General features: G+C 59.4%; 15 protein-coding genes. 11 read left to right on the forward strand and 4 right to left on the reverse strand.

Going from position 1 to position 15,449, the window contains the following annotated elements:
* Positions 1 to 3: 3 nt before the first annotated feature.
* Entirely contained in the window at positions 4 to 2,244 is a 2,241-nt protein-coding gene (locus IE089_RS03690) for a lipopolysaccharide kinase InaA family protein (protein WP_189475256.1), read from the reverse strand.
* A gap of 41 nt (positions 2,245 to 2,285) precedes the next feature.
* The gene (locus tag IE089_RS03695) at positions 2,286 to 3,059 is read right to left on the reverse strand and encodes an SDR family oxidoreductase (protein ID WP_189475257.1); all 774 of its coding nucleotides are present in this window, start codon (positions 3,057 to 3,059) and stop codon (positions 2,286 to 2,288) included.
* Between the two features lie 194 nt (positions 3,060 to 3,253).
* On the opposite strand from IE089_RS03695, the gene npdG reads away from it, so the two are divergent.
* From npdG to ung, 6 genes are read left to right on the forward strand one after another with little or no spacing between them, the layout of a single operon-like run.
* Positions 3,254 to 3,940, forward strand: coding sequence for an NADPH-dependent F420 reductase (npdG, locus tag IE089_RS03700; protein WP_189475259.1), 687 nt, complete (start codon positions 3,254 to 3,256; stop codon positions 3,938 to 3,940).
* Positions 3,937 to 4,716, forward strand: coding sequence for a coenzyme F420-0:L-glutamate ligase (gene cofE, locus IE089_RS03705; protein ID WP_189475261.1), 780 nt, complete (start codon positions 3,937 to 3,939; stop codon positions 4,714 to 4,716). Before npdG ends, cofE begins: the two co-directional genes overlap by 4 nt.
* Entirely contained in the window at positions 4,713 to 5,681 is a 969-nt protein-coding gene (gene cofD, locus IE089_RS03710; RefSeq protein WP_189475262.1) for a 2-phospho-L-lactate transferase, read from the forward strand. The genes cofE and cofD overlap by 4 nt, the downstream gene beginning before the upstream one ends.
* Before the next feature lie 4 nt (positions 5,682 to 5,685).
* On the forward strand, positions 5,686 to 6,408 hold the full coding sequence (gene cofC, locus IE089_RS03715; RefSeq protein ID WP_189475264.1) for a 2-phospho-L-lactate guanylyltransferase: 723 nt from the start codon (positions 5,686 to 5,688) through the stop codon (positions 6,406 to 6,408).
* A gap of 5 nt (positions 6,409 to 6,413) precedes the next feature.
* A complete protein-coding gene (cofH, locus tag IE089_RS03720) occupies positions 6,414 to 8,930 on the forward strand; it encodes a 5-amino-6-(D-ribitylamino)uracil--L-tyrosine 4-hydroxyphenyl transferase CofH (RefSeq protein ID WP_229802570.1) in 2,517 nt (838 codons plus the stop codon).
* A gap of 11 nt (positions 8,931 to 8,941) precedes the next feature.
* Positions 8,942 to 9,652 (forward strand): uracil-DNA glycosylase, encoded by a 711-nt coding sequence (gene ung, locus IE089_RS03725; protein WP_189475266.1) that lies wholly within the window; start codon positions 8,942 to 8,944, stop codon positions 9,650 to 9,652.
* Here the strand turns inward: ung and ygfZ are convergent.
* On the reverse strand, positions 9,649 to 10,572 hold the full coding sequence (gene ygfZ, locus IE089_RS03730; protein WP_189475269.1) for a CAF17-like 4Fe-4S cluster assembly/insertion protein YgfZ: 924 nt from the start codon (positions 10,570 to 10,572) through the stop codon (positions 9,649 to 9,651). The genes ung and ygfZ overlap by 4 nt on opposite strands.
* Before the next feature lie 134 nt (positions 10,573 to 10,706).
* Between ygfZ and IE089_RS03735 the strand changes: the two genes are divergently transcribed.
* Positions 10,707 to 10,970 (forward strand): FAD assembly factor SdhE, encoded by a 264-nt coding sequence (locus IE089_RS03735; protein WP_189475271.1) that lies wholly within the window; start codon positions 10,707 to 10,709, stop codon positions 10,968 to 10,970.
* Between the two features lie 25 nt (positions 10,971 to 10,995).
* A complete protein-coding gene (locus tag IE089_RS03740; protein WP_189475272.1) occupies positions 10,996 to 11,367 on the forward strand; it encodes a hypothetical protein in 372 nt (123 codons plus the stop codon).
* Here IE089_RS03740 and nadB read toward each other — a convergent pair.
* Complete coding sequence (gene nadB, locus IE089_RS03745; RefSeq protein ID WP_189475274.1) at positions 11,361 to 12,965, reverse strand: L-aspartate oxidase; 1,605 nt, start codon at positions 12,963 to 12,965, stop codon at positions 11,361 to 11,363. The two genes, IE089_RS03740 and nadB, sit on opposite strands and share 7 nt — an antisense overlap.
* Positions 12,966 to 13,276: 311 nt before the next feature.
* Here nadB and rpoE point away from each other — a divergent pair, with 311 nt between their 5' ends.
* The 3 genes from rpoE (at position 13,277) to IE089_RS03760 (ending at position 15,449) form a co-directional block, all read left to right on the forward strand.
* Positions 13,277 to 13,861, forward strand: coding sequence for an RNA polymerase sigma factor RpoE (gene rpoE, locus IE089_RS03750; protein ID WP_189475276.1), 585 nt, complete (start codon positions 13,277 to 13,279; stop codon positions 13,859 to 13,861).
* Positions 13,862 to 13,929: 68 nt separating this feature from the next.
* Positions 13,930 to 14,517, forward strand: a complete 588-nt coding sequence (locus IE089_RS03755) for a sigma-E factor negative regulatory protein (protein WP_189475278.1) — start codon at positions 13,930 to 13,932, stop codon at positions 14,515 to 14,517.
* Positions 14,517 to 15,449, forward strand: coding sequence for a MucB/RseB C-terminal domain-containing protein (locus tag IE089_RS03760; protein WP_229802677.1), 933 nt, complete (start codon positions 14,517 to 14,519; stop codon positions 15,447 to 15,449). Before IE089_RS03755 ends, IE089_RS03760 begins: the two co-directional genes overlap by 1 nt.

Raw genomic sequence — 15,449 nt, forward strand, 5'->3', positions numbered from 1 at the left:
GTCTCAAGATTGGACTTTTCTGGCTTTTTTACGTTTACCCTTAATGGCCTTTTTAAAGCGTTGTTTATTGTCGTAATAGTGGAAGGGAATACGCCACCAGTTGGGTAGGGGTTGTTTCCATGCGAGGGTATAGGCCTCTGCAAAATGCTCCCGGTCGAGCCAGTTCAATTTGTAAGCGATACGCATAAGGTCGGCCAGTCGCTGGCGCGTTGTCAGTTTGGAGCCAGGGCCACGCCACACCCAGGCGCGCCCGATGTCGATCAACATCGGTTCGATGTTGCCGGCGTCATCTTGTCTGAGCAGCAGATTGCCAGCTGACAGATCCTTGTGTGCGATTTGTGCGTTGTGCATGCGGCAGACGAAGCCCGCCAGCAAGGTGTACCAGCCACTTTTATCGAGACCGCGATAACTGGTCTCTCCCTCTCTGAAAGCGGCATACACCTCACGCGCGGAGAACGCATCGGGAATGAACTCGCAGACATACCAGGAATCTTTAACCCCAGGCTGATGATGCCGTTCAAAATAGGCCCTTGGCATGGGCGTGTTGATCCCGCGCTGAACCATCGTCACCGCATTATCCCAGTGACGGCGTCCCTTGCTGGGTTTGAGCAGATAGGTGAGCCGCTTGATGCCGGCAACGCGATTCAGTTTTACCGACAGGGCGGGCGCAACTCCGCTGCTGTCATCGATATTCCATATGCGGTTACGTGTATCGCGCAATACGGCGCGCTCAGGCTGCTTCAGCAGAGTCTGCGGAAGCAGACTCGCCAATCGCTGCTGTGCCTGCCCGGAATCACTCTCAGGGGACAGCATTACGGCGCCGCGCCATTCAGGCGTGGTCGAGGGCAGCGATACCCCTCGCTCTGTGTGCAGTTGTTGGCCGAGTACTTGAGACAGCTTGCCAATGGTGGGCTGGGCGTTTGTCGCCAGTTCGAGCCAGACAGGGTGCTCCGAGATAACGACTGGCGCGTCGATCTCATGACCGTTTTGATCGAACCAGCCAAGGCTCTGTGTCTCGAGCCCGGGTAACACCTCTGCCACGGCGCGTGTCTGGTTGTCGCGACACCACAGAACCAAATGTTGCCCGCGAGCTGAACTCACCTGGAAAACAGAGAGGCCATCCTCGTCGTGGGTCAGACAACGTAGCTCGCTGCTTGCTACTTGCAAACGTGTGTATGCCAAGGCGGCAAAGGCAGGTCGCTTTCGCCAGCTGGCAGCGCCCGCGCGTAGCTGCCGGTACCAGCTCACCTGGTCAATCTCCGGATAGTCGCGCAGTCCGTCGTCAATGATGCCATCGCGGCCGCAGACCAGCGGTCCCCAGTAAACACGCTCCAAAGCACCGCTCGCTGCTGCGAGCAAGAGATAACGCACCAGGTAGTCCGACTGTTTCTGTTCAGGCCTGGGTGAACGTCTGGCCAGTCGTTTAACGGTCCATCCGGTGTAGGTGCACCACAGGCGAGGGCTTCCATGCAGGGCGCCCAGCGCCGCAAGGAGTCGCGCTTTCTTTATCAGGTTCAGCTTGAGCAGTGGCGTGGCGAGCGCGCCGGCAACTCTGTGATCATAGGCCTCTGGCTCAATGACGCGCTCAACGAATAAGTTGTCGGTGTGCACAGCCGGCGGCCGGCCCTGCGCAGCAATCTTCTCCAGAAAGGCGCTGTTATACAGAGGCTCGAAATCGGATACGTTGGGTCCCGCCAATGTCACGCTGAAACGGTCGGCCGCTTCCTGCGCGACATGCCAGGCCACCGGGAGCGTGCGGTAATCAAAGCCAGACCACCGTGCTCGGTTAGGCGTGGCGCCAATCTCGAAAACCGCGAGTGCTTTCCCATAACGCTCGAACACTGTCTCAAGGAAGTCGCGCCAATGCTCCATTGATTCCGCTTCATTGAGTCTTGCGGCCTGTTCAGGTAGCGGGAAAAGGTTGAGCAGCACCGAGAGGCCCTGCGCCAATGCAGCGCGCAAAAGCCGCTCGCCGGGGCCGTCCAGCGCGTCGTAGCTCAAATCCATGCGCACCTGAGTGAGTCCAAGCTCTCCAATCAGTGCTAGCAGATGACTGTCGTCAGCGGGATCCTCGCCGGGTGCTATGTTGATTCCGAAAAAGTCATCGTCAACGGTTGCTGATGCCTGTGGTGTTGAAGGCAAGTTCAGCAGGCGCAGACTGCTGCCAAAAGCCCGTAATAGCGCACCTGCGTTTCCACGTTTGGACGCGAGCTTGCCAGTTGGTTCGTCAGGGTGTGATGACACGGACTACAACACGTATTGGGCAGTGAGTGACGTTACGCGCGTCACTCGGTGTTCGCCGCATCCAGGAAGGCCGGTTTTTCGCCGCCGCCGTGGATGGCAAAGCTGGTGCCTGAGACGTAGGAGGAGAGGTCCGAGGCCAAAAACAGGCAGGCATTGCCTATATCTTTCGGTACGGCCATACGGCCTAGCGGAATCGTAGCGCCCACAGCTGCGATGCCATCTTCGTCACCATAATGCAGGTGAGACTGTTCCGTTTGAGTCAGGCCAACAACCAGCGCATTAACGCGAACTTTGGGAGCCCACTCCACGGCGAGAGAGGTGCCCAGGTTGACCAGGCCGGCCTTGGCCGCGCCATACGCTGCTGTGCCGGGTGAGGGGCGTAGGGTGCTCACGCTGGCAATGTTGATAATACTGCCGCCGCTTCTCTGCCGTTGCATCACGCGATTGGCTGCCTGACTGAAATTCAGCGGTGCGATCAGGTTGAGTCGGATAATGGCTTCGGAAAAACGCGGTGAGGCAGTGGCTGCTTCGGCATAGGGAGCGCCGCCCGCGTTATTGACCAACACGTCCAGGCGGCCAAAGGTATCGCTGACAAAGTCCACACAGGCCTGGACCTGATCAATGTCGCGCACGTCGCAGGGGGTGAACAGGGCGATGCGGCCCTCAGCCTGGGGCAGTGACTCGGGTTCGGCGCGCCCACAGATCACAACGTCTGCCCCGGCCGCCAGAAAGCATTCGCTGATGCCTTTGCCGATGCCCTTGCCGCCACCGGTTACCAGCACGGCTTTGCCGGTAAGGTTCACTGGATTTTCCATGCGGTTTGACTCCCCGTACTACCCCGCAAACCCGCTTGTTTACGCAGTTTGTTTTACCTAAGATGCCGAAGCGCTGCCATCCTAACTCAATTGCTACAGCGCGGGAAACGCCGCGTCGATAGCGTCCCCTGGACCATCGAATGCGATTGCATGTGCAGCCTTTGCCCGCCAGTTCTCTAAAGGAAAACCCTACTATGACAACCGAATCCTTACCCGTTCTCTCCATTCTTGGCGGCACCGGCGACCTTGGCACCGGACTCGCGCGGCGTTGGGCGCAGGCCGGCTACCGTGTCATTATTGGCTCGCGCACGCTGGAAAAAGCGCAGGCCGCGGTGAGCGACCTGCAGGAAGTGATGGCTGAGCGTGGTGTCGCAGATATTCAGGTGGAAGCCATGGATAACGATGCCGCAGCCGCGGCAGGCGATATCGTTACCTTAACGGTGCCTTTTTCGCACCAGGCCTCCACTCTTGAGCAGGTCAAACCTGCCCTTGCCGGAAAGATTCTGATTGATGTGACCGTGCCCCTGGTTCCGCCCAAAGTCGCGCGTGTACAACTGCCCGAAGGCGGGAGCGCAGGCCAGATTGCGCAGGCCATTCTCGGTGAGGAAGTGGCTGTAGTGTCTGCCTTCCAGAACGTGGCGGCGCATCACCTTCAGGAAGGTAAGGGGATCGCTTGCGATGTATTGGTTTGTGGGAACAAGAAAGATGCGCGTGCGCAGGTGATTACCTTGGTTGAGGCCGCCGGAATGCGCGGCTACCACGCCGGCATGATTTACAACGCCGCCGCTGCCGAGGCGCTGACCTCGGTGCTGATAACGATCAACAAACAGTATGGATGCCACGCGGGTATTAAGATCAGTGGATTGGGCGAGGATGAATGACGGGTGCGCTAAGCCTGCATGCCCTTGAGCGGTTTCCGCTGGTAGAACCCGGTGATGATCTCTGTGAACTGATTATCGCTGCGCTCGCAGACAATGAATTGTCGCTGCGCAGCGGTGATGCCCTAGTTCTGGCGCAGAAGATTGTCTCCAAGGCAGAGGGTCGCTACGCCAACTTTGAAGATGTGATCCCCGGCGACAGGGCTTTTGAGTTGGCAGAGCAAGCCAATAAGGACCCTCGTCTGGTGGAGCTGATCCTGTCCGAAGCTCGCGATGTTGTCAGAGTGCGACCAGGGGTGATCATCGTTGAGCACCGCAACGGATACATCATGGCCAATGCGGGCATTGATCGCTCCAACATTGAGACGTCTGAACAATCACCTCGCGCGCTGTTGCTGCCTGAAGCACCGGATGCGTCAGCCCGGTCACTCCGCGATAGCCTCAAGGCGCGCCTGGGCGTGGACGTCGGGGTGGTCATTAACGATTCGGTGGGCCGGGCCTGGCGAATGGGCACGGTAGGCATGACACTGGGATGTGCTGGCTTTCCGCCGTTGTTCAACCAGATGGGCGAACAGGATCTGTTCGGCAATGTGCTGGAAGTCACCGAATCGGCTGTGGCAGATGAACTCTCTGCTGCGGCATCCCTGGTCATGGGGCAGGCGGCAGAGGGTTGCCCGGTGGTGGTTGCCCGCGGCGTGGATGCGCTGGTGTCCATGGCGGAACCTGATGCCACGTCTGAGGCGCTTATCAGACCTCGTGAAATGGATATGTTTCGGTGAGCACGAGGCGAATTCTTGCGCTGTCCGGCGGAGTAGGGGGTGCAAAACTGTGCCTGGGGCTTCAAGAAGCCCTTGCGCCGGGGCAGTTGCAGGTGATCGCCAACACGGCTGATGATTTCAACCATCTGGGCCTGCGTATTTGCCCCGATATCGATACGTTGCTCTACACCTTGTCAGGTTTGTCAGACCCCGAGCGCGGCTGGGGGCGGGCGGGTGAATCCTGGACAGTGCTGGAGTCGCTGGGCGAACTGGGAGGCGACACCTGGTTCCAACTGGGCGACAAGGACCTGGCAACACATCTTTACCGCACACACCAGCTTGATCAGGGCGGCACACTTACCGAAGTGACGCAGGCTCTGGCACAGCAAATGGGCGTCACCGCCCGTATTTTTCCGATGAGCGACAGCCCTGTTGCCACCCGTGTGTTCAGCGATGAAGGCAAGCTGCCGTTTCAGGAATACTTTGTTGCAAGACGTTGTGAGCCTCGGGTGACAGACTTTGAGTTTGAGGGTCTGGCCAGTGCGGGTGTGAGTGCGCGGCTAGCGCGGGCAATGGCCGATCAAACGCCAGACCTGGTGATCGTGTGCCCTTCCAACCCTTTTGTCAGCATCGATCCGATTCTCGGTGTTCCCGGTATGCGCTCCCTGCTGGACGCGTTGCAGGTGCCTGTGGTGGCAGTTTCGCCCATTGTGTCGGGTATGGCGATTAAAGGCCCCGCCGCGAAAATGATGGAAGAACTGGGTATGCCCGTCACTGCGAGCGGCGTTGCGCAGCATTACGGCCAGCAACATCCGGGGCTGCTGGATGCCTTCGTGATCGATGAGAGTGACGCTACACTGGTAGCTGATTGTGAGAGCACCGGTGTGGAGGTGCATGTTATGCCGACGGTAATGCGCAGCCTGGGTGATAAGCAGGCATTGGCAGATCGCCTCATTGCCCTGTGCGCGACGGGGACGGCGGACTAACCTGATGTTGCACGCCTTGTTGCCACTCAAGGATTTGAGCAACGCCAAGACACGGCTCAGTGGTGTTTTGTCGCTGTCCCGGCGCAGGGCGCTGGCGCAGGCAATGGCCGAGGATGTGCTGCAGTGCTTGCTGCACCACCCGAAAATCACCACAGTCACGCTGCTATCACCCGACCCCGCCGCGCCTCATTTGGCGGCGTCATCGGGTGCGCGTTACTTGGATGAGCGTTCTCTAGGGTCCAGCGGCTTGAATGGCGTGCTCACCGAAGCGCTCAGTCAGCAGGGTGACGCTGCGCTGCACCATCTGATTGCGCACGGGGACTTACCCGCGCTGAGCGCCGGTGACATCAGTCTTGCTGTGGAAGCGCTGCAATCAACCGACGTAGTGATAGGGTCAGATCTGGCCGGGCAAGGGACTAATCTGCTGGCATTCAGGGGCGGGCGGCAGCCGCAACTGGCCTTCGGCACAGATAGTTACACCCGTCATAGGGCTGCCGCCGAGCAGGCTGGTTTGATCTGCAAAAATTTGCAAACATCAGGGATCGGCTTTGATGTTGACGCACCTGCGGATCTGGCGACCTTATTGGCGCTTTACCGGAAAGGGGCGTTAGGGAACCACACCAGCCGCTTGTTGCAGGCGGGCTTGGCCGAGCGGCTGTCGCTGGTTATTGATAGCCTGCAAACCCAGCCCTGTGACGATGGGGCAGCGGAGCGTAGCGAGGGATAATCGAGTTGGGGCAGCGCAGCACAGACGGTACATGGCCGGCCGCGCTCAGTGACGAGCAGGCAATGGCATTGGCTGACAATGCTGATACTGCTGCGCTGGCTGAGCGTGCTGCCGCCCTGCGTGACCGTGCCTTTGGCAACACCATTACCTATTCGCCAAAGGTATTCATTCCCCTGACACAGCTGTGCCGGGATGTCTGCCACTACTGCACCTTTGCCCAGACGCCGCGCAATCTCGGTAAGATCTATCTCAGCCCGCAAGAAGTGATTGATCTCTGCCAGCAGGGTGCATCTCAAGGATGTCATGAGGCGCTGTTCACACTGGGTGAAAAACCGGAGTTGCGTTACCGCGCTGCACGAGAAGCCCTTGCTGAGCTGGGTTTTGAGTCAACCCTCGCTTATGTCGCCCATGTGGCTGAGCGAGTACTCAAGGAGACAGGCTTACTGCCACACATCAATGCAGGTTGCATGGATGCGCAGGAGGTTGCCCAGTTGCGCCGCGTGAGCGCTTCTATGGGGATCATGTTGGAGTCCGCTTCCTCGCGGCTGTGTGAAAAGGGCATGCCTCATTACGGCTCGCCCGACAAAGACCCCGCCGTTAGGTTGGAAACCATCGCACTGGCCGGCGCCGCAGCTGTGCCGTTTACCTCAGGTATCCTGATTGGCATCGGCGAGACACGCGCAGAGCGGATCGAATCATTGCTGGCACTGCGCAGCGAGCATCAGGTTCACGGCCATTTGCAAGAAGTGATTATCCAGAACTTCAGGGCCAAGGCTGGTACCAAGATGGCCGAGGCGCCCGAACCCGATCTTGACGACCTACTGTGGACCATCGCCGTTGCGCGCCTGATCTTCGGCCCGGAAGTCAGTATCCAGGCACCGCCCAATCTCAGCCCGGGGGTGTTGCCGCAGCTGGTGGCGGCGGGCATTAATGACTGGGGCGGTGTGTCACCCGTGACGCCAGACCATGTGAATCCGGAAGCGCCATGGCCCCACTTGCAGCAATTGGCTGACGAAACAGCCCGTGCGGGCAAGGGCCTGGAGCAGCGCCTCACTATCTATCCGCGCTTTATTCAAGCGGCCGAGACCTGGTTAGCGCCGGAAGTTGTACCCGCGGTGCTGCGGGCCAGCGACAGTGAGGGACTGGCGCGCGGCGATCTTTGGATAGCGGGCCAGAGTCAGGACGTACCCGCGCCCTTAAGTGCCCTCAAGGGTGCCGCAGTATCAACTGAGGTTGCTGCCGTGATCGCGTTGTGCGAATCGGGTCAGCGTCCGAATGCGCAGCAGGTGGCGACGCTATTCAGTGCCAGGGGCAAAGACTTTGATGCGGTCATCGCCGCGGCCGACAAAGCTCGCAGTCAGCGCTGTGGCGACACCGTTAGCTATGTCGTCAATCGCAATATCAACTACACCAATGTGTGTTACTACAACTGTCGTTTCTGCGCCTTTTCCAAAGGGCGTGCCAGCGATGATCTTCGCGGAAAACCTTACGACATCAGTGGCGATGAGATTGCCAGGCGGTGCAGAGAGGCCTGGCAGCGCGGCGCCACCGAAGTCTGCATGCAGGGCGGCATCCATCCCGATTACACCGGCAAGACCTATCTAACGATTCTGGAAACTGTGCGCGCGGCAGTGCCGGATATGCATATTCATGCCTTCTCCCCACTCGAGGTATGGCAGGGCGCCGAAACGCTGGGGCTCGATCTGTCGACCTACCTAGGTCGTTTGCGCGAAGCGGGGCTGAATACATTGCCGGGCACGGCCGCCGAGGTCTTGCATGACGATGTTCGCGCAACCCTGTGTGCAGATAAATTAAATAGCGCCCAGTGGTTAGAAGTGATGGAGGCGGCCCACGGGCAGGGCTTTAAAACCACAGCCACCATCATGTTCGGCCATATCGATGGACCCGAGCACTGGGCCGAGCACTTGCTGGCCGTGCGAGACCTCCAGGCGCGCACGGGCGGCTTTACCGAATTCGTGCCGCTGCCCTATGTGGCAGATGAGGCGCCGCTGTACCGGAGAGGGCAGTCGCGCCGCGGCCCGAGTTTCCGTGAGGCGGTACTCATGCACGCAGTAGCGCGGCTGGTGTTCAACGGGCTGATCGATAATATTCAGGTATCCTGGGTCAAAATGGGGCGCGAAGGCGCTGCCTACTGCCTGCGGGCGGGTGCCAATGATCTCGGAGGCAGCTTGATGAACGAGAGTATTACCCGGGCCGCTGGCGCCAGCCACGGACAGGAATGGTCGCCCTTTACCATGGTGGATTACATCTCGGCCATTGGGCGAACGCCTCGGATGAGAAACACCCTGTATGGTGATGTATCGCCTGAGCGTGAACGGCTGGCACATCGGCCATCTCAACTCTTACCCATCGTGAACGCGCCTGCAGGTAAGACGCAGTCCAACAAGCGACCTTTGCAGTTGGCTGCGGCCGAGCAGACTCAACAACCCCGGCAGCACCCGGCATCACAGAGCCGGGCAGCGCCACCGCAGCAGGTGGTAATGCTCGCCGCCTGCAACTAGCGCGACCCTGTATGGCCAATCCGCGGGAAATCGCGCTGGATGCATCCTGGCTAGTCCCGCTTGGCGAAGAGTTCGATCAGCCTTACATGAGACAGCTGCGCCAGTTTCTGGTGGCTGAAAAATCCGCCGGCAAAACCATTTTCCCCCGTGGTGACCAGTTTTTCGCCGCATTGAATCAGACACCGCTGTCGGCAGTGAAAGTGGTGGTGCTGGGTCAGGACCCCTACCACGGCGACGGTCAGGCTCACGGTTTGAGCTTCTCGGTGTTACCCGGCGTGCGCGTGCCGCCCTCATTGCAGAACATTTATCGGGAGCTTGCCAGCGATACCGGGTTTACGGCCCCTGAACACGGCTTTCTCAAACCCTGGGCCGATCAGGGTGTGCTGCTGTTAAACAGCGTGCTGTCTGTGGAGCGCGGGTTGGCTGCATCCCACCAAGGGCAGGGTTGGGAGCGCTTTACTGACGCCGTCATTCGCACCGTCAATGAGCATTGCGAGGGCGTTGTGTTCATGCTGTGGGGCAGTTATGCCCAGAAAAAGGGCGCCATGGTTGATCAACGCAAACATTGCGTACTAAAAGCGCCACATCCTTCACCCCTGTCGGCGCATCGGGGTTTCCTAGGCTGCGGTCATTTTTCCAAGGCCAATGCCTACCTTAAGCAACAGGGAAAAACGCCCATTGACTGGCAGCTGCCCTTCGAGGTGAAGGCGGGCGGCGTTTAGTCTGCGCTGATGGTGTAGGGCAGCGGTAGCGCGCTGAAGTGCAGGGCCGGCTCCGCTTCACAGGATGCGGAGGCGATATCGATCTCCGGTTTCATATACAGCAGCAGATGGCTGTTGTTATCACTATCATTACTGCGGTTAATGATTGTAGCTACGGGCTTGCCACTGTCAGTGTCCAGCAGTGTGTCGCAGTCAGCCGGGAGTGTCCCACTGCTGACAGCTGGCAATACCCGCTTTTTTGACTTTCCCTTGTAGTGCAGGCGTGCGACCACCTCTTGGCCGGTGTAGCAGCCCTTGGTGAAGCTTATATGACCGGTTAGGTCGAAGTTCAGATTCTGCGGCACGTATTCGCCCGACTGTTCTGCCTCTATACGTGCCAGACCCTGATCCACCGTCAGCGCCTGCCATTGCGCGTCGCTACCCGCGGTGCAAGCTGCGCTGATGTCTGTGAGCATTGCGCTATCGGCCTTGGCGTAGCACTCGAACATCTTTCCTTCTGTGTCCAGTTGCATGACATAGCCATCGGGCGTCTGGCAACGTGCATACTGTTCTTGCGGCACCTCGCCAACAGTGGCCGCGATCGTGTCCGCTGCGTTGTCGCCGTAGCAGCCGGCCATGACCCAGTCCCCGACGGGCGTGAGCTCCGCTTTCGAAAACAGAATGTATTTCTTCAGGTGGTCGCAGAGTATCTCTGCAACCGAAGCTCTCACTCTGATTTGCAGTTGGTCGGCACCGGTCAGGTGGCACATGAGATCAGCGACGACGCGACCCTGGGGTGTGCATATCAGCGCGGGCAGCGCCTTACGTGTGCTTAGGGCTGCGGTGTCGCCAGTGGCCTGCCCCTGCAGGAATGAAAGGGCGTCTGGTCCCTGCAGGTTCAGCAGTGATTCTTGGTTCAATGCAGTGAAGAAAACGCTCAAGATGCGGTATCCATTGGGTCTGTGGTGCTCATCATAATCCGGGTTGCCCTGACTGTCTTGCGAGAGCCCGAATCTGCTTCCTTTGGCGCTATAATGCGCGACTTTGATGATGTACGTGCGGGAATTCGATAGGGATGATAGACGAGCAGGAAGTGAACAGAATGCGCTGGGCCAGTCGACGCGGCATGCTGGAACTGGACCTCGTGCTCGAGCCCTTCGTTAATGAGCGCTATCGTGACTTGTCCGAGCAGGACAGAGAGCGCTACCGAGCGCTGATGCACTGCCAGGATCAGGAGATGTTCGGCTGGTTCCTGCGCAAGGAGCGTCCCGATGATCCCGAAATCGCCGCCATCGTCAGCCTTATCCTCGAGCACGCCCGATCTCGTTCTAAGGTGTAACCCATCCCGATACCGGCAGCAGCTGGTGATAGCGCTGTGCGTATTGCTGCTGGCGATTCAAATGCAGGTACTCTGGTCGGGGCAGTGGATGCTGGGTTTTGCCGCGGCCCTGCTTGTAGTGGCAGCCCTCATCGCCACTTGGCGCCAACCGTTTCCCTTTGGGGTGCTCTACCAAGTCGGCTCTCTCTGGCACTGGTGTCCCCAGGGTCTTAATGGACACGTCTTTGTTGTGAAGGTAGAACTCTTGCACGAGCGCGCGCCGCTGTGCAGTTTCCTGAGGCTGAGCGACCCAGAGTACCCTGTCTGCTTGCTGGCAGTTTTTCACGACAGCATCGACAGACCAACCCTCAGCGCGCTGCGCCGGCAGCTGCGCCTGAACAGTTCGTTGTCTCAGTGATCGCCCAGTGGCGAGTGGTCGGGGGTGAGAATGGTGTCTTTGGCGTCGCGCAATGCCTCGGGGTAGTCGAGGGTGTAGTGCAGGCCGCGACTTTCTTTGCGCTCTATAGCGCAGCGAATCATTAACTCAGCCACCATCGCGAGGTTGCGCAGTTCCAGCAGGTCATTGCTGACCTTGTAGTTTCCGTAGTACTCCGCGATTTCAGATTGCAACACATCGACACGGTGACGGGCACGCTGCAAGCGCTTGTTGGTGCGAACGATGCCCACGTAATCCCACATGAATCGACGCAGCTCATCCCAGTTGTGGGAGATGACCACGTCTTCATCGGAATCTGTCACCTGGCTTTCGTCCCAGGGTGCGGTGGGCGTCGGCGCCGCAACAGTGTCCAGATGTTCGCTGATATGCTGAGCCGCCGCCTCGGCATACACAATGCACTCCAGCAGGGAGTTGCTGGCCATACGATTGGCCCCGTGCAAGCCGGTGCAAGAGGATTCCCCCACAACGTAGAGGCCCTGCACGTCGGTACGGCTGTGTTGATCCACGATAACGCCGCCGCAGGTGTAGTGTGCCGCGGGAACAACCGGGATCGGCTCGGCTGCGATATCAATACTAAACTCCGCGCAGCGCGCCATGACGGTGGGGAAGTGGTGGGCAAGGAACTCCCGGGGTCGGTGTGAGATATCCAGATAGACGCAATCAACACCCAGGCGTTTCATCTCGTGGTCGATGGCCCGGGCAACGATGTCTCGTGGTGCTAACTCTCCGCGCTCGTCAAAGTGGTGCATGAAGGGCTCGCCCGTGGGTAGCAGTAGTCTTGCGCCTTCACCCCGCAGCGCCTCGGTGACCAGAAACGATTTGGCCTTGGGGTGGTAGAGGCAGGTGGGGTGAAACTGATTGAACTCAAGGTTTGCAACCCGGCATCCAGCGCGCCAAGCCATGGCGATACCGTCACCGCTGGCACCGTCAGGGTTGCTGGTGTACAGATAGGCTTTGCTCGCGCCCCCGGTGGCCAGCACCACGGAGCGCGCCAGGAACAGGTCAACGCGGTCGCGTTCCTGGTCGAGAATATAAGCGCCCACGCAGCGACCGTCCTGGATGACCAGGTCAACAGCGACGCGCTGGGTGTATATCTCAATGTTGTCGGCCGCCTGCGCTTTTTCTGTCAGCACTTCGGAGATGGCGCGTCCAGTGCGGTCCGCCGCATGGATGATGCGCCTGTGGCTGTGTCCGCCCTCCATCGTGAGATGGAACTCACGCAATTCAGGGTCCGGCTGATCCTCCCGCAGGTCGAAATCCACGCCCTGGCTAACCAGCCATTCCACGCATCTGCGACTGTTTCGAACGGTAAATTCGACAGCATCCCGGTGGCACAAGCCCGCGCCCGCCGTCAGCGTGTCTTCCACGTGCGAGTCGACAGTGTCACGGTCGTGCAGTACCGCAGCCATTCCACCTTGGGCCCAGTAGGTAGAGCCCTGATTGAGGTCTGCCTTGGACAGCAAGGCCACGCGGCAGCTGTCGGGCAAGTGCAGGGCAGCACTGAGACCAGCGGCGCCGCTGCCTATCACCAGTACGTCATGTTGCAATTGTTGAGGCACAGCCGGGTGCTTGCTCCCTGTTCAGTTGAAAACTATTATTTATCTCAATGACTTAGCTGCGATATCTCGCTGGGTCGTGAGTATAGCCACAGTCACTGCCCAGAGGAATTGATGCCGCGGGAACTTTTTCCACTGCCAGCCCTCTCAGTCCCCGGCTGCGGGATGACCCCCTGTGCGCTAAGCGCGTCTGCTGATGTGGCGACGGGCTGCGCTGAACGGTGGAACTTAATGCAGGCGTTGGGGTCTACGTTTACGGAAGCAAGGTGTATCACCGGGACGGTCGTGTCTTGGGCTAGGGAGAGTGCACAGGCATGACAGCCGAAGTGACGGACAAGCAGCTCGTCGCTCGGGTACAGAAGGGCGACAGTCGGGCATTTGATATGTTGGTGATGAAGTACCAGCAACGCATCATGGCGCTGATTAGCCGATACGTACACGATGCGGATGAGGTACAGGACGTAGCACAGGAGGCCTTTATTAAGGCCTACAAGGCACTGCCGCGGTTCCGAGGAGACAGCGCGTTCTACACCTGGCTTTACCGAATTGCCGTCAACACGGCCAAGAATCATCTGGTTTCCCGCTCGAGAAGGCCCCCCGGGTCGGATGTAGACCTGAGCGATGCTGAATATCTAGAGGGCGGTGCTGGCTTACGTGAGCTGGAAAACCCCGAAAACCGTCTCTTTGGCGATGAGCTAAAGCAGGTGGTCGAGCAGGCCATATCCGGTCTGCCGGACGATTTGCGCACAGCGGTGACGCTGCGCGAGTTTGATGGCCTGAGCTATGAGGATATTGCTGATGTCATGGACTGCCCGGTGGGTACCGTGAGATCACGTATTTTTCGAGCGCGGGATGCCATTGATAAACAGGTTCGCGAGCAGCTCGAAGGGGAGCGCTGAGCACGTGAACGCAGGCATGGGAAAACTGTGCACCAGACCGTTATCGCGCCAGGCGCGGAGGATGACACATGAGTGAAAAATTGCGGGAGTCACTGTCCGCATTGATGGATGACGAGGCGGATGAGCTCGAGCTTGAGCGCGTCTTGTCGCAGATTTCTCAGAACGATGAGCTGCGCTCGTCCTGGCAGGGTTACCACCATGCCCGGGATGCAGCAGCGGGTCAGGCCAGCACGTTTACAGGCATAGACATCTCTGCGCGTGTGCGTGAAGCCATTGCTCAGGATGGGGCGACGGCCCAGGGTAAGGCTCCCTGGTGGCGGCCAGTGGCGAGTTTCGCCGTGGCGGCATCAGTTATGGCAACGGTGGGTCTCGGTGGGCAGCAGCTCAGCCAGCTGAATTCTGGTTACCAGGACCGCAGCAGTTATGCCGGGAATGTATCGCCGGTGGGCTTACACAATGCAGTAGGTGCCACGCCGATGCGTGCCAGCTACGGCACGCGCTCTGTGCCGGCGCTTCAACCCGCGACCAATGAGGCTTATCGCGAGTTAGCCAGACAGCGCCTGAAGCAGTATGGCCAGTCTCACGCCGAACAAGCGGCGCTGAACACACCGCAGGGGCTGATCCACTTTGCACGCGTGGAGAGGATTACCGAGTGATGGTGGTTTTGGCGCGCTTGGTGCTGCCCATACTGGCGTTTCCGGCGCTGGTGATGGCGCAGCCTGAGACCCAGTGCGGCGACAGCGACCCCGCGGCCTTGCAGTGGTTGGACAAAATGTCCCGCAGCACCCAAGAGATCAGCTATCAAGGCGTGGTGACCTACCAGCGCGGCGATGACCTGCAGGTGATGCAGCTGTCCCGCGGCGTGCAGGGCGACGTCGCCAGTGACCAGATCACTCGCCTTACAGGCCAGGGTGCGCAGGTGGTCAGGGACAATCACCCACTGGGTCTGCTGCATCCCGGGCATATGTTGTTGCAGCTTGGCGACAGCAGTGGTGGCGACTGCGGGCTTGCTACGCATTACCGGCTATCCATGGGCGAGGGCGAGCGTGTTGCAGGGCGCCAGACCGTTCGGCTTGTTATGGCGCCGCGCGATCTCTATCGCTACGGCTACCAGCTGGAGCTGGATAGCACCACAGCGCTGCTGCTGAAAGCCTCGACGGTCGACCGTGGCGATCGGGTGCTGGAAAGATTCCAATACGCAGACCTTGCTTACAGCGGTCGCTGGCACGAAGAGCCAGGTGTGGATGTTGTGCACCGTGCTGGCCAGGCCGGGCAAGCCACCCCGGGGCCAAAAATGCAGATGGCCTGGGGGCTGCGTTGGTTGCCCCCGGGGTTTGTGGCCACCGAGGAGCAGTCCGCGGGTGCCGCACGTCGAACCTATACCGATGGCATGGCGGTGTTCTCTGTGTTTTTGGAAACGCTCGCCGCCCGCATGCCCTCTGGTGAGGGTGTGGTTAGAGAAGGCAGCACCACGTCTTACACTCGCGGCATTCAACTTGATGGCCAGCCCCTGCTGGTAACCGTCATTGGGGAAGTACCCGTGAATACCGCTAGAATGCTGGCTGACTCTGTAACCCAGGCACGCTGA

Source organism: Parahalioglobus pacificus, assembly GCF_014652275.1.
In the GTDB taxonomy this organism is placed as follows: Bacteria; Pseudomonadota; Gammaproteobacteria; order Pseudomonadales; family Halieaceae; genus Parahalioglobus; species Parahalioglobus pacificus.